Origin of the sequence: Olsenella uli, assembly GCF_016899935.1 — a bacterium.
Lineage (GTDB): Bacteria > Actinomycetota > Coriobacteriia > Coriobacteriales > Atopobiaceae > Thermophilibacter > Thermophilibacter uli_B.
This window is the reverse complement of record NZ_JACJJK010000001.1, coordinates 259,768-283,736: the sequence shown is the minus strand read 5'-3', so window position 1 is coordinate 283,736 and position 23,969 is coordinate 259,768. Positions and strand designations below refer to the sequence as shown.

The 23,969-nt window shown below is 70.2% G+C and carries 20 protein-coding genes; 7 read left to right on the top strand and 13 right to left on the bottom strand.

Annotation, left to right across the window (positions count from 1 at the left end; genetic code table 11):
• Positions 1-114: 114 nt before the first annotated feature.
• Both H6A07_RS01270 and H6A07_RS01265 read left to right on the top strand, forming a co-directional pair.
• Complete coding sequence (locus H6A07_RS01270; RefSeq protein WP_342636525.1) at positions 115-1,332, top strand: glycoside hydrolase family 3 protein; 1,218 nt, start codon at positions 115-117, stop codon at positions 1,330-1,332.
• 47 nt (positions 1,333-1,379) lie between these two features.
• Positions 1,380-2,177: a lectin-like protein gene (locus tag H6A07_RS01265; RefSeq protein ID WP_204812783.1), complete on the top strand. Its 798-nt coding sequence runs from the start codon at positions 1,380-1,382 to the stop codon at positions 2,175-2,177.
• A 3-nt stretch (positions 2,178-2,180) separates the two neighbouring features.
• On the opposite strand, the gene H6A07_RS01260 is transcribed toward H6A07_RS01265, so the two are convergent.
• The 4 genes from H6A07_RS01260 to H6A07_RS01245 form a co-directional block, all read right to left on the bottom strand.
• Complete coding sequence (locus H6A07_RS01260; RefSeq protein WP_204812552.1) at positions 2,181-4,094, bottom strand: heavy metal translocating P-type ATPase; 1,914 nt, start codon at positions 4,092-4,094, stop codon at positions 2,181-2,183.
• 74 nt (positions 4,095-4,168) lie between these two features.
• Positions 4,169-4,387, bottom strand: a complete 219-nt coding sequence (locus H6A07_RS01255) for a cation transporter (RefSeq protein WP_204812551.1) — start codon at positions 4,385-4,387, stop codon at positions 4,169-4,171.
• Positions 4,388-4,396: 9 nt separating this feature from the next.
• Positions 4,397-4,708 (bottom strand): ArsR/SmtB family transcription factor, encoded by a 312-nt coding sequence (locus tag H6A07_RS01250; protein ID WP_239470956.1) that lies wholly within the window; start codon positions 4,706-4,708, stop codon positions 4,397-4,399.
• Positions 4,709-4,940: 232 nt separating this feature from the next.
• Positions 4,941-5,519, bottom strand: a complete 579-nt coding sequence (locus tag H6A07_RS01245; protein WP_204812549.1) for a xanthine phosphoribosyltransferase — start codon at positions 5,517-5,519, stop codon at positions 4,941-4,943.
• Positions 5,520-5,816: 297 nt separating this feature from the next.
• On the opposite strand from H6A07_RS01245, the gene H6A07_RS01240 reads away from it, so the two are divergent.
• A complete protein-coding gene (locus tag H6A07_RS01240; protein WP_204812548.1) occupies positions 5,817-6,863 on the top strand; it encodes a hypothetical protein in 1,047 nt (348 codons plus the stop codon).
• 148 nt (positions 6,864-7,011) lie between these two features.
• Here the strand turns inward: H6A07_RS01240 and H6A07_RS01235 are convergent, their stop codons facing one another.
• The 3 genes from H6A07_RS01235 to H6A07_RS01225 all read right to left on the bottom strand — a co-directional run bounded on the left by H6A07_RS01235 (position 7,012) and on the right by H6A07_RS01225 (position 10,511).
• Positions 7,012-7,986: a hypothetical protein gene (locus H6A07_RS01235; RefSeq protein ID WP_239470955.1), complete on the bottom strand. Its 975-nt coding sequence runs from the start codon at positions 7,984-7,986 to the stop codon at positions 7,012-7,014.
• Positions 7,987-8,010: 24 nt separating this feature from the next.
• Positions 8,011-9,378: an APC family permease gene (locus tag H6A07_RS01230; protein WP_204812541.1), complete on the bottom strand. Its 1,368-nt coding sequence runs from the start codon at positions 9,376-9,378 to the stop codon at positions 8,011-8,013.
• Positions 9,379-9,488: 110 nt separating this feature from the next.
• On the bottom strand, positions 9,489-10,511 hold the full coding sequence (locus tag H6A07_RS01225; RefSeq protein WP_204812539.1) for a hypothetical protein: 1,023 nt from the start codon (positions 10,509-10,511) through the stop codon (positions 9,489-9,491).
• Positions 10,512-10,608: 97 nt separating this feature from the next.
• Between H6A07_RS01225 and H6A07_RS01220 the strand changes: the two genes are divergently transcribed.
• Positions 10,609-11,565, top strand: a complete 957-nt coding sequence (locus H6A07_RS01220) for an SPFH domain-containing protein (protein ID WP_204812537.1) — start codon at positions 10,609-10,611, stop codon at positions 11,563-11,565.
• Positions 11,566-11,670: 105 nt separating this feature from the next.
• Positions 11,671-12,321: an HAD family hydrolase gene (locus H6A07_RS01215; RefSeq protein ID WP_204812535.1), complete on the top strand. Its 651-nt coding sequence runs from the start codon at positions 11,671-11,673 to the stop codon at positions 12,319-12,321.
• Positions 12,322-12,396: 75 nt separating this feature from the next.
• Here the strand turns inward: H6A07_RS01215 and H6A07_RS01210 are convergent, their stop codons facing one another.
• From H6A07_RS01210 to H6A07_RS01195, 4 genes are all read right to left on the bottom strand, one after another.
• Positions 12,397-15,393 (bottom strand): ABC transporter permease, encoded by a 2,997-nt coding sequence (locus H6A07_RS01210; protein WP_204812533.1) that lies wholly within the window; start codon positions 15,391-15,393, stop codon positions 12,397-12,399.
• A gap of 2 nt (positions 15,394-15,395) precedes the next feature.
• Entirely contained in the window at positions 15,396-16,076 is a 681-nt protein-coding gene (locus H6A07_RS01205; RefSeq protein WP_204812530.1) for an ABC transporter ATP-binding protein, read from the bottom strand.
• A 79-nt stretch (positions 16,077-16,155) separates the two neighbouring features.
• Positions 16,156-17,184, bottom strand: a complete 1,029-nt coding sequence (locus H6A07_RS01200; RefSeq protein WP_239470954.1) for a sensor histidine kinase — start codon at positions 17,182-17,184, stop codon at positions 16,156-16,158.
• 20 nt (positions 17,185-17,204) lie between these two features.
• Positions 17,205-17,885: a response regulator transcription factor gene (locus H6A07_RS01195; RefSeq protein ID WP_204812528.1), complete on the bottom strand. Its 681-nt coding sequence runs from the start codon at positions 17,883-17,885 to the stop codon at positions 17,205-17,207.
• Between the two features lie 191 nt (positions 17,886-18,076).
• On the opposite strand from H6A07_RS01195, the gene H6A07_RS01190 reads away from it, so the two are divergent.
• Positions 18,077-19,885, top strand: coding sequence for a carbon starvation CstA family protein (locus H6A07_RS01190; RefSeq protein ID WP_204812526.1), 1,809 nt, complete (start codon positions 18,077-18,079; stop codon positions 19,883-19,885).
• Between the two features lie 187 nt (positions 19,886-20,072).
• On the opposite strand, the gene H6A07_RS01185 is transcribed toward H6A07_RS01190, so the two are convergent.
• On the bottom strand, positions 20,073-21,473 hold the full coding sequence (locus tag H6A07_RS01185; protein WP_204812524.1) for a TrpB-like pyridoxal phosphate-dependent enzyme: 1,401 nt from the start codon (positions 21,471-21,473) through the stop codon (positions 20,073-20,075).
• Positions 21,474-21,701: 228 nt separating this feature from the next.
• On the bottom strand, positions 21,702-22,379 hold the full coding sequence (locus tag H6A07_RS01180; protein ID WP_204812522.1) for a M48 family metallopeptidase: 678 nt from the start codon (positions 22,377-22,379) through the stop codon (positions 21,702-21,704).
• Between the two features lie 132 nt (positions 22,380-22,511).
• On the opposite strand from H6A07_RS01180, the gene H6A07_RS01175 reads away from it, so the two are divergent.
• Positions 22,512-23,915 (top strand): FtsX-like permease family protein, encoded by a 1,404-nt coding sequence (locus H6A07_RS01175; RefSeq protein WP_204812520.1) that lies wholly within the window; start codon positions 22,512-22,514, stop codon positions 23,913-23,915.
• The last annotated feature ends 54 nt before the right edge of the window (positions 23,916-23,969 follow it).

The window sequence follows — 23,969 nt, the reverse complement described above, 5'->3', positions numbered from 1 at the left end:
GTGAGGGCACGTGAGCATGGCCGGCGGGCGGGACGCGGGCGCGGGGCGGTTCCGGCCGCGGGTCCGATGCCCCTATACTATAGGTGCCCGACAAGAACGAGGAAAGGTGTCTTCGTGCCCGACCCGCGCCTGCTCACCCGCCGCGAGGCCCTGACCTCGGCCGCCGCGCTCTCCGTCCTGACGCTCGCCGGCTGCTCGGACGCGCCGTCCGCGTCCGCAGGGGGCGAGCGCGCCACCGTGAGCGACCGTCCCGCCCCCGGCGCCGCCGGCCAGGGCGACCTCGCCGCCCGGGTGCGCGCGGCGATGGACGCGCTGACGCTCGAGCAGAAGGTCGCGCAGCTCTTCGTCGTGCGCCCCGAGGCGCTCACGGACATGGGCCAGGTCACGGCGGCCGGCGAGGCCACGCGCGCCGCCCTCGCGGAGCTGCCCGTCGCCGGCATCTGCTACTTCGCGCCCAACCTGCTCGACCCCGACCAGACGCGCGAGATGCTCGCGAACACGATGGCGTACGGCCGCGAGGCCAACGGCCTGCCGATGTTCCTGTGCGTGGACGAGGAGGGCGGCACGGTCTCGCGCGTGGGCGGCAACCCGGGCTTTGACGTGGAGAACGTCGGCGACATGTGCGACGTGGGGGCGACCGGCGACACCGAGCATGCCCGCGAGGTGGCCGAACACATCGGCACCTACCTCGACGAGCTGGGCTTCAACGTGGACTTTGCGCCGGACGCCGACATCGCCAACAACCCGGACGGCACGATGGGCCTGCGCTCCTTCGGCGCCACCGCCGACGTGGTGGCCCCGATGGTGGCGGCGCAGGTGCGCGGCTTCACGGACGCCGGCATGCTCTGCGCGGCCAAGCACTTCCCGGGGATCGGCGGCGCGGCGGGCGACAGCCACGACGGCTCGATCTACTCCGAGAAGACCCTCGACGAGATCCGCGCGGAGGAGCTGCGCCCCTTCGAGGCGGCGATCGAGGAGGACGTGCCGTTCGTCATGGTCGGCCACCTCTCGCTGCCCAACGTCACCGGCGACGACGACCCCGCCTCCATCTCGAGCGAGATCGTGACCGACCTGCTGCGCGACGAGCTCGGCTACCAGGGGATCATCATCACCGACTCCATGGGCATGGGCGCGGCGACCGAGGCGGTCGGCGTGGAGCGCGTCGCCGCCGCGGCGCTCCTGGCGGGCGTGGACATCGTGCTCATGCCGGCCGACCTGCGCGCGGCCTACCAGGGCGTGCTCGACGCCGTCGCGTCCGGGGAGCTGAGCGAGGAGCGCATCGACGAGTCCGTCGAGCGCATTCTCACGGTCAAGCTCGGCCGTCTGGAGTAGCATCGCCATAGAGGACGGCTCGGCGCGGACGAGAAGGGCGTGGCGCGATGTTCTGTACGAACTGCGGTCAGGAGAACAAGGACGGCGCGAAGTTCTGCACGGGATGCGGCGCGCCGCTCGTGACGGAGGAGCCCCTGGCCGGGTTCGACCCCGGCCCCGAGCCCTGGCCCCACCCCTCGACGCCCCACCGGATGCACCCGGGCGCCGTGGCGGCGATCGTGGTCGCGGTCCTTCTCGCCGTGGCGGGCGCCGCCTGCGGCGTGATGTTCGCCCTGAAGGTGGGGCCGTTCGCCGAGGCGCCGCAGCCGGCGGCGACGCAGCCCGCCGCCACGCCGGAGGAGACGCCCGCGCCCGGGTCGGGGTCGGAGGGGACGTCCGAGCCCGAGGCCAAGACCGAGCCGGCGCCCGAGGCCGAGCCGGAGCCGGACCCCGAGCCCGAGACGGTCACCGTCAACCACTACCAGCTCGTGCACGAGTGCATGACGTGGGACGAGGCGCGCCAGTACTGCGAGGACAACGGCGGCCACCTGGTCACGATCTCGAGCGCCGACGAGCTCGACGAGGTGCTCTCGCAGCTTCCCGCCGAGGGGCTCGTGTCCTGCTGGATCGGGGCGTACCGGACCTCGGACGGCGGCTGGGCCTGGGTGGACGGGTCGGAGTTCTCCTACGCGTCGTGGGCCGCGGGCGAGCCCAACAACGACGGCGGTACCGAGAACTACGCGACCCTGCTCAAGGTCGACGGCTCGTGGGCCATGTACGACGTCCCCGGCAACGTGAGCGGCTTCTACCAGGACGACAAGATCGGCTTCGTCATGGAGACCGAGGAGCAGGTTCCCGTCAGCTAGCCGCTAGCGCGCCCGCGCGACCCGCATGCAGCGCATGGCGTTCAGGATCGCGATCATGGCCACGCCCACGTCGCCAAAGACCGCGAGCCACATGTTGGCCACGCCGAACGCCGCGAGCACGAGGATGAGGAGCTTCACGCCCAGCGCGAAGACGATGTTCTGCCACACGATGCGCATGGTCTTGCGCGCGACGCGCATGGCGGCCGCGATCTTGGAGGGGTGGTCGTCCATGAGGACGACGTCGGCGGCCTCGATCGCGGCGTCGGAGCCCATCGCGCCCATCGCGATGCCCACGTCCGCGCGCATGAGGACCGGCGCGTCGTTGATGCCGTCGCCCACGAAGGCCAGGCGCGCGCCGTCCTTCTCGCCCGCGAGCAGGGCCTCCACGGCCTCGACCTTGTCCTGCGGCAGGAGCTGCGCGTGCACCTCGTCGATGCCCAGGCGCGCGGCCACGGCCTCGGCGACGTCGGCGCGGTCGCCGGTGAGCATGACGCAGCGGCGCACGCCCGCGGCGTGGAGGTCGGCGATCGCCTCGGCGGCGTCCTCCTTCACCACGTCGGCGATCACGATGTGGCCCACGTAGGTGCCGTCGACGCTCACGTGCAGGATCGTGCCCGTGAGGTGGCAGTCGTGCCAGCGGGCGCCGTGGTCCGCCATCAGGCGGTCGTTGCCCACGAGGACCAGGTGCTCGCTCACGCGCGCGCTGACGCCGTGGCCGGACTCCTCTCGGACCTCGTCGATCTTCTCACGGTCGATCTGGCCGGAGTAGGCCGCGCGCACGGAGACGGCTATGGGGTGGTCCGAGAAGGACTCGGCGTGGGCCGCCATGGAGAGCACGTAGTCGGGGTCCACGCCCGCCTCGGGGTGGATGGCCACGACGTCGAAGGTGCCCGAGGTCAGCGTGCCCGTCTTGTCAAAGACCACGGTGTCCACGCGGGAGAGCAACTCGAGGTAGTTGGAGCCCTTGACGAGGATGCCCAGCCGCGACGCCCCGCCGATGCCGCCGAAGAAACTGAGCGGTACGGAGATGACGAGCGCGCACGGGCAGCTCACCACGAGGAAGGTGAGGCCGCGCAGGACCCAGTCCGACCACGCGCCCGCCCCGGCGAGCGGCGGGATCACGGCGAGCGCGAGCGCGGAGAGCGTGACCGCCGGCGTGTAGACGCGGGCGAAGCGCGTGATGAAGTTCTCGGTGCGGGCCTTCTTCTCGCTCGCGTTCTCCACGAGCTCGAGGATGCGCGCGACGGTGGACTCGCCGTAGGGTTTGGTCGTGCGGACGCGCAGGACGCCCGTCATGTTGACGCAGCCGGAGATGACGTCCGCGCCCGGCTCCACGTGGCGCGGGACGGACTCGCCGGTGAGCGCGGCGGTGTCGAGCTGGGAGACGCCCTCGACGACCTTCCCGTCGAGCGGCACGCGCTCGCCGGGCTTGACCACGATCACGGTCCCGGGCGCCACCTCGGCGGGGTCCACCTGGGCGAGCGCGCCGTCCTTCTCGACGGTGGCGTACTCCGGCGCGATGTCCATCATGGCCGCGATGGAGGCGCGGCTCTGGCCCACGGCATAGCTCTGGAAGAGCTCGCCCACCTGGTAGAAGAGCATGACGGCGGCGCCCTCGGCCATGTGGGGGTCGGTGTCGGGGAAAAGGACCATCGCAAAGGCACCGAGCGACGCCACCGACATCAGAAACGCTTCGTCGAAGGGGTCACCGCGCCGGATGTTGCGCGCCGCCTCGAGCAGGGTCTTGTAGCCGGCGACGAAGTAGGGGACGAGGAAGAGGGCAAAGCTCGCGTAGACGTCACCCGGCGTGCCGAAGAGCGTGGTAAGAAGGCCGCTCCCCTCGACGGCGAGCGCCGCCGCAAAGAGGACGAGCGCCAGGACGATGCGGTTGCGCCACCGCTTCTGCTTCTTGTTCATAGCAGCTCCTCTGTAAATTGGGGACAGTCCCCATTTCACATAAAAGGTTTCTGCTAATTGGGGACTGTCCCCAATTAGCAGACGATCTCGCAGTCGGGCTCGACGCGCGCGGCGAGGTCGACCACGCGCGCCAGCACGTCGTCGAAGCGGTCGTCCGCAGCGGTGAGCGTGAGCTTCTGGGTCAGGAAGTTCACGGAGACGGCCTCCACGCCGTCGAGCCTGGCGATGGCGTCCTCGAGCTTGCCCGCGCAGACGGCGCAGTCAATCTCGTCGAGCCTGAATGACTTTCTCATCGCGTCTCCTTACTCGCAGATGTGGGACATGCCCTGGCTGAGCATGGTGTAAACGTGGTCGTCGGCGAGCGAGTAGAGCACGTTGCGGCCGTCGCGCTGGAAGCGCACCAGGCGCGCCTGCTTGAGCGTGCGCAGCTGGTGGGAGACCGCGCTCTGCGTGGAGCCGGTCTCCTCGGCGATGTCCGCCACGCAGAGCTCGCGGCCCATGAGGGCGTAGAGGATCTTGATGCGGGTGGTGTCGCTGAACACCTTGAACAGGTCCGCGAGGTCGTAGAGCAGCTCCTCGTCGGGCATCTCGGTGGGGGTGGGCTCCTCGGGCATGCGCGCTCCTCTCGTTTGCGTGTGCATATGATTATATGAGCATACGTTCATATGTCAACGGAGTTTTTCCGCCGCCCGAGCACTCAATACGCGCTTTCCGACGGAAGTGCGGCCCAAAACGTTGGCAATCGCGTATCGCCAACTACAAATACGCGATTTCCTACGGAATATGGCCCCAAAACGTTGGCTGTTGCGTATTGCGACAGGGCGAGAAGAACGCCCCGCCGCAGCCCTACGCGAACTCGATCTTTCCGGTCTCCGCGTCCATCGACTTCACGATGGCGAGCGACTCCACCTGGTAGCCGCGCTTCCGCAGCCCGTCGCCGCCCGGCTGGAAGCCCTTCTCGATGGCGATGCCGATGCCCTCCACGATGACGCCCGCCTCGTCGCAGATCTCCAGCAGGCCGTTCATCGCGCAGCCCATGGCCATGAAGTCGTCGATGATCAGCACGTGCTCGCCGCGCGTGAGGAAGCGCTTGGCAACGATGACCTGGTACTCGCGGCCCTTGGTGTAACTCCTGATGTTGGTGCGGTACTGCTCGCCGTCGAGGTTCTTGGACTCGGTCTTGCGAGCAAAGACCACGGGCACGCCGCCGAAGTGGGTCGCCGCCACGCACGCGATGCCGATGCCGGAGGCCTCGATCGTGAGGATCTTGTCGATCCGCTTGCCGGCAAAGAGGCGCGCCCACTCGGCGCCCATGTGGTCGTAGAGCGCCACGTCGCACTGATGGTTGAGGAAGTTGTCGACCTTGAGGACGTTGCCCTCGCGCACGATGCCGTCTTTGCGGATGCGGTCCTCGAGCTCGATCATGTGCCTGCCCCTCTCGTGTGGTGTTGGCGTTCCGTCCATTATGCACGCTCTGCGCGCGTTTGGCCCCGCTCACCTGAAAACTCGTCCATGATTGTTTGCCGGGACGTCGGTACCGTTCGCCGATTTTTGGTTTCCGTAAGCGTGTTGCACGTATCTGACAGGTAGCTCCGTGCAAGAGAACCTTGCTCTTATCGGCCATATTGCAAAAAATATCGAAACGATAAACATTTTGCGCAAGCGCCTTCCCCGCGCCGACATGCCGTCCGTGCCAGAATGCCTCCCACGAGGGGAGGCGCCATGAGCGAGAAGGTCGACCGGGAGCTGGGCGAGCTGTTTGCGGAGGCGGAGGCGCGCGGCGCGTGCATGAGGCCGGAGACGGAGCGCATCCGGGCGGCGTGCGCCCGCCGCGCGAACGAGGACGGGGAGCTCGTCTCGCCCGCGCATGGGCTCTATGCGCGCCGTGCGTGGTGGGAGGCGCTCGGCTATTCCGCCCAGACGCTCGCCATTATGCGCTCCCTGCAGCGCGCCCACCCAAACTGGGTCTTCTGCGGTCCCTCCGCGGCGCTCGCGCTCGGCTGCGAGGTGCCCTATGCCTGGCAGCGCCCGCTTCACGTGATGCTCGAGAGCGGGTCCGTCTCCGCCCCGACGGCACTCATGACGCATCATCGGCTCGCGCTCAACGCGGATGACGCCCGGGAGAGGCCGATTGAGGCGCGCGGCCTGCGCGTCACGCCGCCTCTCCGCACGACCCTCGACAGCCTGCGGTGGATGAGCTTCCGCGAGGGCATGGTGGTCGCGGACTGGGCGATGGGTGCGCGTGGCGTTGCGTGGCGCGACTTCGTCGAATACGCCTACCACCTGATTGGCTCCTGTCGCGGCGTCAAGTCAGCCCTGTCGACGTTCGCTCGCGCCACCGGGCTCGCCGAGAGCGGCGGCGAGTCGATCGCGCGGGCCGTGATGATCGAGGAGGGCTATCTGCTGCCGGCCCAGCAGGTGGAGGTGCCCGACCCGCTGCACCCGGGACGGACGTTTCGCGTGGACTTCGTCTGGGTGCGCGCCGACGGCCGCGTGATTGTGGGCGAGTGCGACGGCCTGCGCAAGCTGCTCGACCCCACGATGACGCGAGGACGCACGCCGCAGCAGGTTCTTCTCGACCAACGGAAGCGCGAGGGGCTCATCACCGCCTACGACGTCTCCGTCCTGCGCTTCACCTACGAGGAGGCCGCCGGGGTGAGCGAGCTCGTCAGCAAGCTCGAGCTCTACGGCGTGCCGCGTCTGGGCTCACCGCTCGCGCCCGCAGGTCCGACGACGCTGCCGGACTGGAGCGTGCTGCTGCGACGGTAGGTGCGAGCCAGCAATACGCGATTCCCAACGAAATGGGGCCCCAAAACGTTGGAAATCGCGTACTGCCAATTGGGAATACGCGAAAACCAACAGAATCGGGGCCAGAAACGTTGGAAAACGCGTATTGCGCGCGGGCGAGAAGAACGTGCTACCCGCGCTTGCGGCCGAAGAGCGGCAGGCGCGGGAGGAGCCCGCGGTAGGGGCTCACGAAGTCCTCGTCGCCGATCTGCTCGGCCTTCTCGACCTCGGGCGAGACGCTCTCCACCACACCGTTCGGCACGTCGGCCACCGGCATGTCGGTGATGTCGGGCACGGGCACGCCCGCGGCGGCGGGCGCCTCGTCGCCGGCGGCCCCCGCGGCGGCCTCGGCCTTCTCGCGGTAGCGGACCATCATGTCGCGCTGGAGCTCCACGACGCTCGGCGGCGCCCAGATGAGCGCGTTGGCGCCGGCGGCGACGGTGGCCGCCGCGGTGTCGTCGTCGCGGCCACCGGTGGCGATGATCGGCAGCGCGGGGAAGGCGGCCCGCAGCGCCGCGATGACCTCGGGCGTGCGCCGCCCGGCCGCCACGTTGATGATGCGCGCGCCGGACTGGATCTTCTCGACCGCCCCGTTGTCAAAGCGCGTGATCGTGGCGATCACGGGGATGTCCACGGTGGAGGCCACCTGCGCGACCATCTCCGGCGTGGCGGGGGAGTTCAGGACCACGCCCGCCGCGCCCTGCATCTCCGAGACGGCGGCGAGTTCGGCGGCGCGCCGCCCGGTGGTGGTGCCGCCGCCCACGCCCACGAAGAGCGGGGCCTCGGCCACCGTGAGCAGGGCTTGCGTGATGGCGGGCTGCGCCGTGAACGGGTAGACGGCAAAGATCGCGTCCGCGTTGGAGTTGCGGATCGCGGCGACGTCGGTGGAGTAGAGGAGCGTCCTGATGCGCCGACCAAAGAGCGTGAAGCCGCTGCACGCCTCGTAGTTGTCCGGTACGCGCAGCGGCGCCTTGCGCAGGCGCCCCTCGATCGGCGCGGGGCCGTCGGCGGCGGGGACGAGCTCGTGCGAAGCGTGCCCCACCTCGAAGATGCCCGCGTGAATGCCCCGCTCAGGGGCCGTGCTCTCGTTGGATGTGTCCTGCATGGGTCTCTCGAACCTCCGGAATCGTCAGCCACTCTTTTGTTCCCCGTCGCGCCCGTCCCTATTCACGAGGAGCAGGGCGAGAAGAACGCCGAGCTCCAGGGCGGCCAGCGCCGCGCGCGCCGGCTCGGCGAGCCCCGAGAGGCCCACGACCAGGCAGCATGCGGTCGCGAGCACGGGGGCCACGCGGCCGCGCAGCGCGCCCGCCCCGCCCTCGCCGCGCAGGCGCCACGCGCCGGCGAAGAAGGGGAGCATGAGCAGCATCGTGAGGCAGACGCTGACCTCGGAGACGTCGCCGTTGGGGACGAGGCCGCCGGCCTGCGCGAGCGCGTGGATGGCGCTCCACGCGAGCATGCAGCCGGTGGCCGCGAGGGCGCTGTTGACGGGGCGGCCCGAGCGCGGGCTCTCGCGGCGGAGCCAGGCGCCCGCGCGGCCGGGCACGTCGCCGCGCTCCCCGAGCGCGCGGGGGAGTCGCTGCAGCGAGAGGACGAGTCCATTGCCGGTCCCGAGGACGGCGAGCAGCGCGACGAGGTTGGGCCAGGCGGCCGCCCGCTCGCCGAAGAGGCGCGAGAAGAGCAGCGAGAGGCTCGCGTCGCCCGCCCCCATGACCGTGGCGGGGCCGAGCGTGACGGAGAGACCCACGAAGTAGGCGAGGTAGAGGGCGAGGATGGCGAGCGGGGCCGCGACGAGGGCAATCGGGAGGTTGCGCCGGGCGCGGCGCAGCTCCGGGGCGATGGAGGTCGCGGCGGGCCAGCCGTCGAAGGAGAAGGCGACCGGCGCGGCGGCGCCGAGCCAGGCGAGCCCGCCGCCCGCGCCGTCCGTGGCGCCCGCCGCGACGGCGCCCGTCTGGGCGCGACCGGCGAGCACGGCGACGAGCCCGACCAGCCCCACGACGACGAGCGGCGCGACCTTGACCACGGTGAGGGCGTTCTGCGTCCAGCCCGAGGCGCGCGGCGCGAGCGCGTTGGCGAGCGAGCAGGCGAGCATGAGCGCGAGGCCGATACCCATCTGGTTGGCGAGGGTGCCGGGCAGGCCGAGCACCATGCACGCGTAGACGCCGGCGACCCAGAAGATCACTGCGGAGATGGACGGCAGGTAGAGGAAGGCGAAGTGCCAGCCGATGAGCCGGGCGAAGCGCGGCGAGACGAAGCGCTCCGCGTAGGCCACGAGCCCGCCGGCGCCGCCCTCGCGCGCGGCGAAGAGCGAGAGGCAGAGGCCGCCGAAGACGATGTAGGTGGCGGCGAGGCAGAACATGGCCACCCCGGCGCCCACGCTGCCGCCGGAGGCCACGAGCACGTTGTCGGACTTGAAGAAGATGCCCGAGCCGATGCAGATGCCCATGATGAGGCAGATCGCCGTCATCAGTGAGTAGCGTCCCGTGCCGTCGCGCGTCATGTCGCCTCCCGTCCCAATCCGTTTCCGGCCGGAACATGGTAGCCCGCGCGACCGGGCCGCGCGCCGCGACGCGCGCGTTCTCGCAGAAACTGCGTTTGGCCTCGTCGGCGCTAGAGGAGGTAGAGCGCGCTCCGGAAGGCCTCGTCGAGCGACTCCTCGTCGACGGTCCAGACGCCGTCAATGCGCGTGAGCTCGACGCTGACGAACGAGTCATGCGGGGACCCGGCGGCCCGCTCGCAGGCGTCCTGCCAGAGGGTGGCGACCTCCGCGCGCTGCTCCTCGCTCAGCGGGGCCGGCTCCTCGCCGTCCCGGACGATGAGGCCGCGCTCGCCGAGATAGCTGGAGAGCTCCGTGTCCGCCTCGCTGATGATGCCAGAGAGGTCGCGCGCCTCGGTGTCGAAGTAGGCCGAGCCCGTTCCGTCGTCGTAGGCGTAGACGCTGCTGAGCTCGTAGGTGGTGTCCGTGAGCGCCCACGTCGCCCAAGCGTCGGCGTCGATACCGAGCTCGGCGGCCGTGCGGCCCTCCCAGAACTGGAGCTCCTCGTCGAGGTAGGCGGCGACGCGGTCGTGCAGGGGCCCGGCGGCAGGGTCGGCGAGAAGCTCGTCCAGCCGCCGCTCGACGGCCTCGCCCGCCGCCCGGTCGAGCTCGTCGGCGGTGTCACGCCAGTCGGTGTCGCCGTCGGAGACGTAGTCGTCGAAGGTGACGCCGTCGCCGTCCAGGAATTCGTTGATGCTGTCCGAGAGGCTCGTCCCCTCGGTCGCGACCCACTCAACGAACGCCCCGCCGAGGGCGATGACGACGAGGACCATGCTGACGATCAGGGCCGCGCACCCGCAGCCGCGGCGGCGCCTGTGCATCGGGTGTCGGACGCCCCTGCGAGCGGGTGTGCCCTCGGTCGACGGCGCATCGTAGCCGTGAGCGCGCGTGGTGGGCGCCCGGTAGTTGTCGTCCCGCTTGTGGGGCTCGCCGCCCGGCTCGCCGTGCGGGGCGTAGTCGGGCTCCTCGCCGCCCCCGACGCCATCGTGGCCCTCGTCGCCCGTCCACGTCAGCTCGTCACCGGGCATGACCGGGTCGCCGGCGCTGAAGGGGTCCACCTGGGCGTCGTCCCGGTCCGAGAACGTGAAGCGTGGCATGCTGACCCCCTTCTTACGGCCTTTTGCCCTTCCCAGTATATTGTCGTCACGGTGGATGGGTATGCTAGGGGAACGTAAGCCGTTCTAGGGAGCGCATATGTTTGAGGGTCTTCTCGGTTTTCTCGTCGCCCTGGTCGTGGTCTTCGTGATCGTGGGCATCGTCACCGGCAACCTGTTCTACGTGGTCAAGCAGCAGCACGCCGTCATCATCGAGCGGCTGGGCAAGTTCTACCGCATCGTGGGCGCGGGCTTCCACGCCAAGATCCCGTTCGTGGACCGCAAGGCCGCGACGGTCTCCCTGCGCACCATGAAGAACGGCTTCAACATCGACGTCAAGACCGAGGACAACGTCACCATCGGCCTCGAGATCTCCGCGCAGTACCACGTGAGCTACGAGACGGGCGCCATGCCGCAGCAGTCCGGCGTCTACAAGAGCTACTACATGCTGCAGCAGCCCGTGGCGCAGATGCGCGACTTCATCACCGACGCGCTGCGCTCGTCGATCCCCGTCTACACGCTGGACGAGGTCTTCGCCAAGAAGGACGACATCGCCAAGGACGTCAACGCCACCGTGTCCGAGCAGATGGCCGCCTATGGCTTCACGCTCGTCTCCACGCTCATCACCAAGATCGCGCTGCCGGCCGAGGTCGAGGACTCCATGAACCAGATCAACGCCGCCCAGCGCACCAAGGCCGCGGCGCAGGACCTCGCCGAGGCCGACCGCATCCGCCGCGTGACCGAGGCACAGGCCGAGGCCGAGGCCATGGAGAAGTCCGGCGAGGGCATCGCCAACCAGCGCAAGGCCATCGCCGCCGGCATCTCCGACTCGCTCGCCACGATCCAGGAGACGGGCGTCTCGGCCGCCGAGGCCAACCAGCTCTTCATGTTCACGCAGTGGACCGAGATGATGGGCGAGTTCGCCAAGACGGGCAAGGCCGCGACGGTCGTGCTGCCGAGCGACTTCACGCAGACGGCGGGCATGTTCGAGCAGATGCTCGCCGCCGGCGCCGCCGGGCGCGACGCGAGCGTCCCGCCGGCCCGTCCGCAACAGTAGGGGAGCGACCCGGGTGACGCCCCTCTCGTCCGTTCCGCGCGGCGAGAGGGGCGCTTTCGTATACAATGCGGCGTCGGAACGGACGGCGCGACGGAGAGGACGCTGATGCCCACGCCCCAGGCAGTGATCTTTGACATGGACGGCACGCTCATCGACACGGAGCGGGTGAGCCAGACGGCGTGGCGTCGCGCGGCGGCCGATCTGGGGCTCGACGTCCCGGGGCGCATCTGGAACGCCTTCGTGGGCTGCAGCATCCCCAACGCGCGCGCGATGATCAACGAGGAGTTCGGCGACGAGCGCCTCACCGACCGCCTCTTCGCTCACCAGCGCGAGCTCTTCTTCGCGCTCGAGGACGAGATCCTCGCGCCGCGTGAGGGCGCGCTCGAGGCGCTGCGGGCGCTCGCCGAGGCGGGCGTCACGCTCGCCCTCGCCACGACCACGGAGCGCGCGCACGCCCAGAAGGAGATGGACCGCTTCGGCATGACGCCGTTCTTCTCGGCCATGACCTTCGGCGACGAGATCGAGCGTTCCAAGCCCGCGCCGGACATCTATCTGGAGGCGGCGCGCCGTCTGGTCGTCGCGCCCGAGGCGTGCGCGGCGGTGGAGGACTCGATGAACGGTGCGCGTGCGGCTCTCGCGGCGGGGATGGTCACCTACCTGGTCCCGGAGTGGGCAGAGGCCGACCCTGACGTGACCGCCCTGTGCGCCGCGGTGCTCGACGGCCTGGCCGAGCTCCCCGCCGCGATCCTGGGGTAGCGGCGGCCCCTCGTTCTTCTCGCCTCATGCAAACGGCCCCGGCCCGCGAGTCGCCGCAGGCCGAGGCCGCGCCGCCTACAGCGCGTCCGCCCGCAGCGCCTCCACGAGGTTCATCGCGTGCGTCTTGTGGAGGGCGTAGGCCGCGCTCGCCGCCAGCACGGCGACCACCACGGCAAAGGCCAGCGCCACGTGGCCCCATGGCATCTCAAAGGCGAGCGTGGAGATGGAGCTGGAGAGCGCCGAGAAGAACCCCAGGTTGACGAGAGCCGCCAGCGCCACGCCGCCTACCAGGCCCTTGCACGCGAAGTCCGCGCACTCGAGGAAGATCATCCGGCGGAAGCTGCGCCGCCCCATGCCCACGGATTGCAGCGTCGCAAACTCGCGCGTGCGCAGCATGAGCCCGGAGGCGATGGTGTTGAAGACGTTGGCTACGGCGATCGCCATCGTGATCGCGATGAAGCAGTAGAGGAAGACGTTCACGGTGAAGGTCGTCGCGTTGTACTGGCGCAGCATCTCGACAAGGTTCGTGACCTGCACGCTGCTGACGTCGTCACGCCCGCCGAGCCGCTCCTGGATGCCCTCCACCACGGCGTCCTCGTCTGCGCCCTCGGCAAAGCTCGCGTAGAACTGGGTGAGCGAGTTGCGCAGCTCGTTCGCGAGGTTGCTTCCCACCACGGCGCTCGTCGGCATCACGAAGTTGAGGCTGCTCGAGTCCGCCACCATGAGGTTGCCCACGGGAAAGTGCGCGCCGAGGTCGTCCGTGTAGGCGGTCACGGGCACGCTCACGGTGTCCAGCCCCAGCTCGTCGGCAGGCGAGAAGGACGTGTCCTCGTAGGTCTGCTCGTCCGTGGTGATCAGTCCGTAGGTCCCGTCAGCGCTCATGCCGAGCCACTGGTTGTCCGCGAGGGCGTCTGGCTGGACCAGCACGTCGATCGTCGTGGCGTCCCCGGTGAGGGGCGCCACCGTGCCGTAGGTCCTGCCGTTGTTGGCGTTCGTGGCGTTGAAGGCTACGCAGCCCAGGTGCGTGGGGTCCGCCGCGTCGCCGGTGAGGCCCTGGTCCGCAGCGAACGCGCGCCACGTGGCGTCGTCCAGGAGCCAGAAGCTGGCGTTGCCGTAGCCCTGGCGGTCCAGCTGGAAGACGCCGTAGGGGGCGCTCTCGTCATAGGTGTCCACCGCGTCCCACCTGACGTCCATGGGGTCCACGTGCACCGAGCCGTACGCGCGCACCATGCCGCTCACGTCCGTGACGCCCGGCACCTGCGCGATGTCGGCCGTGATGTCGGCCAGGTCGGCGCCGGCGTCTGCGGCGACCGCGCTCGTGGTCGCGGGGGTGTTGACGTAGACCTCCAGATCCGCGCTGCCGTCGTAGTCAACGTAGCTCGTGACGCTCTCCAGGTAGTCGCTGACCAGCCCGGCCGTCACGAGCAGCGCCACGGAGATCGCGAGCGCCACGGCGGCCGTGCGGGACTTGGACGCGGAGACCGCGAGCGTGCGTCGGGCGAGAAACGCCGGCATGCCGCCAAGGCGCGCCGCTAGGCCGCGCGGGCGCCGGCCGTCCGCGGCGAAGTCGTCCATCGCGGCGCGGCGGCGCCGGAACACGCGCAGGAGGCGTCTGCTCGGCCGCACGTCCTGGGCCTGCCGGATGGCGTCCACGGCCGAGACGCGGCTCGCGCGCAGCGCCGGGACGAGGGCGCTCACCAGAAGCGCCAGCGCGCCGAGCGCCACGGCGAGGACGAAGTCCGTCGGTCGCAGGACGAGGCCCACCGTGACGCCGTTGCCCACGATCATCGACCAGCCCTCGGCCGTGAGCGCAAAGGCCGCGGCCGCCCCGCCCACGCCGAGCGCCACGCCGAGCGGGATGCCGAGGAGACCGATCACGGCCGCCTCGGTGTAGACCGTGCGGCGGAGCTGCCGGCGCGAGGCCCCGAGCGAGGCGAGCAGGCCAAACTGCCGCGTGCGCTCGGAGATGGAGATCGTGAACGCGTTGGAGATGAGCGAGACGGCCGCCACCACGATCACCGCAGCGAGCACGACGGCGAACATCTGGAGCGAGCTGGTCATCTGCCGACCGGTGTCGAGCCCCTGGTACGTGAGCAGGCCGTCGTTGCTGACCCAGTCGCCGTCCACGCCGAGGATGCGCTCCATGAGGTCGGAGAGCTCGTCCTTGGAGGCGTAGCCGGTGGTCGAGAAGAACGCGGTCGTCACCACGTCACCGGAGGCGGTGGCTGCGGGCTCGTCCCCGTTGACGTAGGCCACGCTGCCGTCCGAGAAGGACGTGTTCACGAAGCCGACCACCGTGTAGGTGCGCGGCGCGCCCACGTCGGTCAGGGTCTCGAGGGGCTTCTCGGCGTCCGAGCCGGCAGCGTCGCCCCCGTCCGTGCCGGAGCCGTAGTCAATCTTGTACGCCTGTCCGGAGGCGATGGGCGTCTCGGGCTCGTCGAGCCAGACGCGCCGGCCGGCCGCAAGCGTCACCTTGCTGCCGAGCGCGAGCTCGCCGTCCGAGGTGGCGCCGCCGTCCACGCCGCTCACCTGCGAGGCGCCGGCGGTGAGCTTCTCGCTGCGCAGGTAGGCGGGAAGGGCGATCTCACCGCTCTTCTCGGGCAGGCGGCCCTCCTCGACCTCGGGCGCAGGGTAGACCGGGTAGTCCGTGTCGCCGGCGGCGCGCGGTGTGTCCGCGCTCTCTACGGGCAGGTCGTAGAGGCCGAGGTAGGTGCCCGCGTAGCTGGCGTTGTCGGCCGAGAGCGCGGCGGCGCCCAGGTCGCGGCGGGTGGCGAGGCGGTCCAGGTGGTCGCCGGCGAGCGTGCGCAGGTTGCCGAGCGTGGCGTCGTCGGTGGTTCTGAACGACTCCTGCCAGACGCCGTCCGTCGAGCGCACGTAGTTCACGAGCGCCGCCTGGAGGCTCGTGACGCTCGCGAGCACGGCCATGAGCAGGCCCGTCGCCAGCGCGACGCCCACGATCGTGACCATGGTCCGCACGCGGTTCGCGCGCAGGGAGCGCAGCGTGAATCGGGTGAAGACGTTGACGTGGAAAAGGGACAGTCCCTTTTCCACGTTCCGGAAGTGCTTGGCCATGGCTACCTCGCCCTCGTGTCGGAGGCGACGCGGCCGTCCTCGAGCGCGATCACGCGGTCGGCCGAGAGCGCGATGTCCTCGTCGTGCGTAATCACGATCAGCGTCTGGCCGAGCTCGCGGTTGGAGCGGCGCAGCAGGGCCATGATCTCGGCCGAGTTCTTGGAGTCGAGGTTGCCGGTGGGCTCGTCCGCCAGCACCACGGCCGGCGCATTCATGAGGGCGCGCCCGATGGCCACGCGCTGCTGCTGGCCGCCGGAGAGCTGGTTGGGCAGGTGGTGCTCGCGTCCCTCGAGGCCGAGCGTGCGGATGAGGCCCGTGAGGCGCCTCTCGTTCACCGCGCGGCCGTCCATGAGCACGGGCAGGCACATGTTCTCCACCACGTCCAGCACCGGCACGAGGTTGTAGAACTGGTAGACCAGGCCCACCTCGCGCCGACGGAACACGGCGAGCTGCTCGTCGGTGCGCTCGAAGACGTTCTCGCCGTTCAGAAACACCGTGCCGGACGTGGGCCGGTCCACGCCGCCGATCATGTGCAGAAGCGTCGACTTGCCCGAGCCCGAGCTGCCGATGATGGCCAGAAACTCGCCGGACGCCACCGAGAAGCTCACGTCGTCGAGCGCGCGCACGGCGGTGTCGCCGCTGCCGTAGGTCTTGGTCAGGTGCTCTATGCGCAGAATGTCCATGCCGCCTCCTTGTCCCTGCTGACGATTCTATGGTGGGGGAGGCGGCCTGCGCCCGCGTGACGCGCGGGTGACTGATCCGTCACACGGTCGCCCTGAAGAAGACGAGGTCGAACGCCGCGCCTCCGTCGGCCGCGCGGCCCGCGCGGATGGAGCCGCCCTGCGCGCAGACGAGGCTCCTCGCCAGCGCGAGCCCGATGCCCACGCCGCCGGGGTCGACCTCCGACCCGGCGTCCCCGCCCCGATAGAAGCGCTCGAAGACGTGCGGCAGGTCCTCGGGGGCGATGCCGGGGCCGGTGTCCTCCACGCGCACGCGGAAGGCGAGCGCGTCCTCGCTCGCCCGCACGCTCACGCTCCCGCCCGCCGGCGTGTGCTCCAGGCAGTTCTTGAGCACGTTCTCGAGCGCCTCGGCCGTCCAGGCGAGGTCGCCCACAAAGCCGGAGTCCGGCTCGACCTCGCGCACGAGCTCCACGCCCGCGAGGTCAAAGGCCACGGCGAGCGGCTCGGTGGCGCGCTCGACGAGCTCCTCGCCGTCGACGCGCCCGCGCGCGAAGCTCACCACGCCCGCGTCGATGCGCGCGAGCTTGAGCAGGGACGAGACGAGCCATTCCACGCGGTCCTCGAGCCGCTCCATCGTGCGCAGGCGCTCGACCTCGCCCGGGTGCCCGCCGTCCGCCACGAGCGCGCCGCGCGCGAGCGCCGTCATGAGCGAGAGGCTCGTGAGCGGCGTTTTGAGCTGGTGCGATATGTCGGCGAGCGCGTCGGCGAGCGCGTTTCTCTCGCGCTCCAGGTCCTCGTTGGCAAGGGTCAGGCGGCTGCGCATCTTGTCCAGCTCGGAGGCCAGGATCGCGAGCTCGCCCTCGCGCATCCGCTCGAAGCTCACGTCGCGCTCGCCGTGCAGCGCGGCGTCCACCTGCGCGGCCATGCGCGCGATGGCCCGGTAGCGCCTGCGCGTGGCCGCCAGCGTGACGGCGAGAAGGACCGCGGCGCACGCGGCGCACACGGCGGCCGCCTCCGGCCCCGCGAGGGCCCACGACGCCGCCGCGCCCGCCCCGCCCACGGCGAGAAACGCGACGACCAGACGACGTACCTCGGGGTTTCTCAGCAGCATGTCCTTCTCGCCCGCCCCGTCTAGCCCTCGGCCCGGTAGCCCAGGCCGCGCACGGTGACGATCAGGCGCGGGTCGGCCGGGTCGTCCTCGAGCTTGTCGCGCAGGCGCTTGATGTAGACCGAGAGCGTGTTCTCCTCCACGTAGGCGCCTGCGTCGTCCCAGAGGGCGTCGCGGATCATGTCACGGGTGACGACCTTGCCCGCGTTCTTGGCAAAAAGCAGGAGCAGGCGGTACTCCAGGGCCGAGAGCGGCACCTCGCGGCCGTCCTTCTCGGCGCGGGCGCGGTCGAGGTCGATGGTCACGGGGCCGAGGCGCGCCACGGAGCGCTCCGGGCGCGCGCGGCGCAGGGCGGCCTGCACGCGGGCCACGAGCTCGCGCGGGCGGAACGGCTTGGCGATGTAGTCGTCCGCGCCGAGGCCGAGGCCCGTCACGGTGGAGAGCTCGTCGTCGGCGGCGGTGAGAAAGATCACCGGGACCTCGGGCGTCACGTGCTTGATGGCGTTGCAGACGGCAAAGCCGCTGCCCTCGGCGAGCGTCAGGTCCACGAGCGCGAGCGCGATGTCGGCGCCCGGCGCGCAGGCCAGCTCCACAGCGCCGGCCTGGGTGGGGGAGGAGACCACGACGTAGCCCTCGCCGGCGAGCAACTCGGAGAGCCCCTCGACGATCAGCGGGTCGTCCTCGGCGAGCAGGATGCGCAGCATGGCCTTCCGTCCTTCCCTCGGGTCCTGTCACGAGTATACGAGGCGCCCCGGACACGATCTTGTGACGGTTCCGTCACGCGGCTCCTGTGAACGGTATGTTTCATGGCGGTTAGCGGTAGGCGACTATGACGGAATCGTGAAGCCGGAAGGCGCACCATGGACAGCGCTCCAACGATTCAAGGGAGGGAAACATGAACGGAATCGTCATCGTGCTCGTCGCGGCCGTGGTCCTGGTCGCCGGGTACCTGGTCTACGGCCGCTGGCTGGCCAAGTCGTGGGGGATCGACCCTGACGCCCTCACGCCGGCGCGCCGCATGGAGGACGGGAAGAACTTCTCGCCCGCGTCGCGCTTCACCGTGTTCTCGCACCAGTTCAGCTCCATCTGCGGCGCCGGCCCCGTCACGGGCACCATCCAGGCCATGATGTTCGGCTGGCTGCCGGTGCTGCTGTGGGTGCTCGTGGGCGGCATCTTCTTTGGCGCCGTGCACGACTTCGGCGCGCTCTACGCGTCCATGAAGAACAACGGCAAGTCGCTCGCCCAGCTCATCGAGAAGTACATCGGTCGCACCGGGCGGCGCCTGTTCCTGCTCTTCAGCTGGCTCTTCACGATCATCGTGATCGCCGCCTTCGTCGACATGGTGGCCAACACCTTCCAGGCGACCTACGCCGCCGACGGCTCCGTCGACGTCGCCGCCTCCTACTTCGGCGGCGCTGCGGGCACGATCTCGATCCTGTTCACCTTCGTGGCCATCGCCTTCGGCTGGATCAACCGCCGCTTCGGACTCTCCGGGTGGAAGGAGCTCGTCCTGGCCGTGGTGCTCTTCGTGCTGATGTTTGCCGTGGGCATGCAGATCCCGCTGTACCTGAACAAGCTCGGCTGGTTCGCCGTCATCACGGTCTACCTGCTCTTTGCCGCCGCCATGCCCATCCAGACCCTCAAGCAGCCGCGCGACTACCTCACCTCCATCATGATGATCGTCATGATCGCGTGCGCCGTGGTGGGCATCGTCGTGCTCGGCGTCAACGGCCAGGCGCAGATGAACGCGCCGATGATCGCCGACCTCGGCGCGCTCGCGGACGCCGGCAGCTACGTCTTCCCGCTGCTGTTCGTCTCCGTGGCGTGTGGCGCGCTCTCCGGCTTCCACAGCCTCGTCTCCACCAACACCTCCTCCAAGCAGGTCGAGAAGGAGACCGACGCGCTGCCCGTCGGCTACGGCGCCATGGTCGCCGAGTCCTTCGTGGGCGTGCTCGCCATCGTGGTGGCCGCCATCACGTTCGGCAAGATCGAGGGCACGCCCTTCCAGGTCTTCTCGCAGGGCGTCGCCGGCGGCATGACCACCTTCGGCGTGGACGCCACGCTCGCGAACGTCTTCATGACCATGTGCGTCTCCGCGCTCGCGCTCACCTCGGTCGATGCTGTGGCCCGCATCGGCCGCCTCTCGTTCCAGGAGTTCTTCGCCAAGACCAACGACGCGGCCGAGGAGGCCGGCGCCGACGCCACCGGCGTGGTCAAGGTCGCGTCCAACACCTGGGTCGCCACCGTGCTCACGCTGGCGCTGGGCCTCGCCCTCGCCTTCGGCGGCTACAACAACATCTGGGCCCTCTTCGGCGCGTCCAACCAGCTGCTCGGCGGCATGACGATGATCATGCTCGCGGTCTTCTGCAAGTGCACCGGCCGCAAGGGCTGGATGCTCTACGTGCCCGTGGCCTTCCTGCTCGTGTGCACGTTCACCTCGCTCGTGCAGAGCACGATGGGCTGCGTCGCGGCCATCCAGGCCTACGGCGTGTTCGGCGTGATGCCCACCTCGGCGACCGACCCCACGCTCATCTCGGTCGCGGCCACCAAGGGCCTGCAGCTCGTCTTTGCGATCCTGCTCATGGTGCTCGGCCTCATCGTGGCCTACAACTGCCTGAAGGAGCTCTTCGGCAAGGCGGCGGGGTCGCTGCCCGACGAGGAGCCGGAGTGGTCCGAGCTCGGCCGTAAGAACTGCGGTCAGTAGGTCGTTCCGCACAACACGCGACGACGGGGCGGGGACGTTTGTCCGCGCCCCGTCGTTGTCGTTTCCGCCTGTGCCCGATAGAGGGGAAATGTGCGTCCGATTCGGCACGGGGGCGGCGCCCGGGCGAGAAGAACGTCCGCCCGCCGTTGCCTAAAAGGGGTCTGACCCCTTTTAGGCAACCACAGCGCTACTGGATGCCCGGGACGTGCGGAATCGTGGCGAATCCGGCCTCGAGCTCCTCGTCGGTGGGGACGTGGTCGCTCATCTCGCCGCGGTTGTACTTGTCGTAGGCCACCATGTCGAAGTAGCCGGTGCCCGTGAGGCCAAAGAGAATCGTCTTGGCCTCGCCGGTCTCGCGGCACCTCTCGGCCTCGCGCATAGCCACGAGGATGGCGTGCGCGCTCTCGGGCGCGGGCAGGATGGTCTCCAGCTTGGCGAACTTCTCGCCCGCCTCGAAGACCTCGGTCTGGCGCACGGCGACGGCGTCTAGGTAGCCGTCATGTTTGAGCTTGGACACGATCGGGCTCATGCCGTGGTAGCGGAGTCCCCCCGCGTGGTCGGGGCTCGGGATGAAGCCGTTGCCGAGCGTGTACATCTTGCAGAGCGGGCAGGTCTGGCCGGTGTCCGCGAAGTCGTAGGCGTAGCGGCCGCGCGTGAGCGAGGGGCAGCTCGCGGGCTCCACGGCGATGAAGCGCGTGTCGGGGCGCTTGCCGGTGAGCGTGTCGCGCATGAAGGGCGCGATGAGGCCGCCGAGGTTGGAGCCGCCGCCCGCGCAGCCGATCACGACGTCCGGGTACTCTCCGAGCTCGCGCAGGGCCTCGTAGCTCTCGAGGCCGATGATGCTCTGGTGCAGCACCACCTGGTTGAGGACGCTGCCCAGCTGGTAGCGGCCTCGGTTCTCCGGCACGTGAAGGGCGCGCTCCACGGCCTCGGAGATCGCGGTGCCGAGAGATCCCGTGGAGTCGGGGTGGTCGGCCAGGATGCGGCGGCCGACCTCGGTCGTGGCGCTCGGCGAGGGCGTCACCGAGGCGCCGAAGGTCTCCATGATGTTGCGACGGAACGGCTTCTGCTCGTATGAGCACTTGACCATGAAGACGTCGAGGTCAAGCCCGTAGTGCGCGGCGGCCTCGGCAAGCGCGGTGCCCCACTGGCCGGCGCCCGTCTCGGTGGTGATGGTGGAGAGGCCCTGCGCCGCAGCGTAGTAGGCCTGCGCGAGCGCGGAGTTGAGCTTGTGCGAGCCGCTCGTGTTGTTGCCCTCGAACTTGTAGTAGATGTGCGCGGGCGTGTCCAGGGCGCGCTCCAGGTTGTAGGCGCGGCAGAGCGGGCTCGGGCGGTAGACCTTGTACATCTCCAGCACGGGCGCCGGAATCTCGAAGTAGCGGGTGTCGTCGTCGAGCTCCTGGTCGATGAGGGCGTCGGCAAAGACGGGGGCGAGGTCGGCGTGCGTGGCGATGGCCCCGTTGGGCAGGCGCATGGGCTCGGGCTTCTCGGGCATGTCGGCGCGCAGGTTGTACCAGGCCGTGGGAATCTGCTGCTCGCTCAGGTAGGTGCGGTAGGGGGCGGTGGCGGTTGCGGTGGGGTCGGTCATGACGCGCTCCTTTCGTGGTTGCTTGCGTCGCGGCGCACAAGAAAAGGGCCCCCGGAACTGAGTCCGAGGGCCCTTTATGTATGCGCGAGTGGCCTCGTCAGTCCGAGAAGGGGGTCGTCCTTGTCCACCACCACGCGCGAGCGCCAGCGAGCTGCTGGGCGTCGAGAAGATCGATGTGCGCGAGACGGGACATTGACTGCCTTCCTTTCGGAGACGATTGGGGGCAGCTTACTCGGTGACTGTTTCGTGCGTGTTACGAATTGGCGTCGATTCGGAGGCGGCGAGCTCGCGCGCAGAGTGGCGCAGCAGGGCCCGGGCGCCGGCCTCGTCCGGGTACGCGCGGGCGAGAAGGACGTGGAACCGCTCGTTGTGGCTGGGCTCCAGCAGGTGCGCGAGCTCGTGGGCCACGACGTAGTCCAGGCAGGTGGGCGGGTAGGCGGCGAGGCGCACGTTGATGCGGATGCGGGCGGTCCGGGGCGTGCACGAGCCCCAGCGCGTGGACATGTTGCGCAGCTGCCAGCCGGCGGCCCGCACGCCGAGCGCCGCCTCCATGCGGGCGGCGACCTCGGGCAGGCGTGCGGCCAGCTCGGCGCGCCAGAGCTCGTCCGGGGCGGTGCCCTCGGGCAACGGAGCCAGGCGGCCCCAGAGCGGGACGAGGCCGTCATCGGGCTCCTGGGCTGCGGCGCGTTCCTCTCGGCGCCGCACGTGGGCGCGGAGCCACGCCTCGTGCGCGTCCAGGAAGCGCTGCGCCTCGGCGAGCGTGCAGCGCTCCGGGACGGAGAGGTGCGCCGAGCCGTCCGCGCGCACGCGCAGGTTGAGCCGTCGCACGCGCTTGCGCTCGACCTTCACGGGGAGGTCGGGCGTGCCGCCCGCAAGGAGGGTCCTGGTTGTGGTTCTTCTCGCCATGCGCCGCATTGTAGCGCGCCGGCCCGCGCTCCCTTGCGAAAGCCTTAGCTGGCGATAAGCCCGGTCGATGGCGCGGCCGCCCGGCGAGAAGGACCATGGCGTCGTCCGCCCACGCACGAAGGGAGCCCGCCCATGCCGCTCACCGTCCGCCTCGCGATCGGAAACGTCTTCCGCAGCGCCCGGGACTACGCGGTCTACCTGGTCACGCTCGCGTTCGCCACCTGTCTGCTCTATGCGTTCAACGCCTCGGGAGACTACCTGCTGGCGATGCCCCTCACCGCCGACCAGCTGGCCGTCATCCACAAGGCGCGCGACGTCACGGGTGCCTTCTCGGTCTTTGTGGTGCTGGTCTTTGCCGTGCTCGTGGCGTACGCGAGCCGCTTCATCGTGCGGCGCCGCTCGCGGGAGTTTGGCCTCTACGCGCTCCTGGGGATGCGCGCGCCGGCCATCGCGGCGGTCCTCGTGGCCGAGGGCGCGCTCGCCGGCGTGGCGGCGCTCGCCTGCGGCGTGGCCCTCGGCGCGCTGGCCTCGCCCGCGTTCGGCGGAGTGGCGGCCTTCGTCTTTGGCGTGCCGTGGCGGCTCGCGTGGTCCTTCTCGCCGGCGGCGGCGCTCGATACCTGCGGCTGGTTCGCCGCGATCGAGGGGCTTGCCGTGGCGCTCTCCGTCGCCTACGTGCTGCGCCGCCCGCTCGTGGAGCTCGTCTGCCGCGACCGCGCGCCGGAGCGCCTGGCCCTCGCCGGCCGCCCCGCCACGCGCGCGCAGCTCGCGCTGGCCGTGGTCCTGCTCGCCGTGGTGTGGGGCAGCTGCGCGGTGATGCCCGGGCTCTTTGTGCTGGCCATCCTGCCGATGGGCTGGGCCGCCTACGTGGCGACCTCGCTCGTCTTCCGCGTGGCGGCCACCTGGCTGCCCGCCCGCGTGCGCCGCAGCGCGCGCTACTGGGACGGCCTCCGCGCGTTCACGCTGCGCCAGCTGGAGGCCCGCGTCTCCTCTACCTGCCAGGCGCTCTCGTGCACCTGCGTGCTCATGGCCTGCGCGGTCTGCATGATCTGCGCGGGGCTCGCGTTCTCGGTGGGGCAGCGCGCGGCGGGCGTGCCGGATGCGGGCGCGCCTGCGGAGGCGAGCCTCGCGCCGATCGGCTACGTGGGCATCTTCTACGGCGAGGCCTTCCTCGTGGCGGCGGGCGCCGTGCTCGCCCTCCAGCAGCTCGCCCAGGCCGTAGACGGCCGGCGCGCCTACGCCACCCTCGCCGAGCTTGGCGCCGACCGCCGGTCGCTCCGCGCCGCGGTGCGCGACCAGGTCCTGGCGTCGTTCGCGCTGCCCGCAGCGATGGCGGCGGCGCATGGCCTCGTGGGGCTCGCCCTGGTGCGCCAGCTCGCACGCGGCGTGCCCGACGAGGCGTTTCTCGCCATCGCGGCACTCTCGCTCCTGGGCACGCTCGCCCTTCTCGGCCTCTTCTGCGCGCTCTGCGTCCGCGAGTGCCGCCGTGTGCTGCTGGGGGACGAGCCGCCGCGACGTGGCGCCGGAAATTCCGAGTAGCGCGCGCCATACGTGTACCTGAGGCGTGCGTAACTCGGGACTTTTGTCCGGATG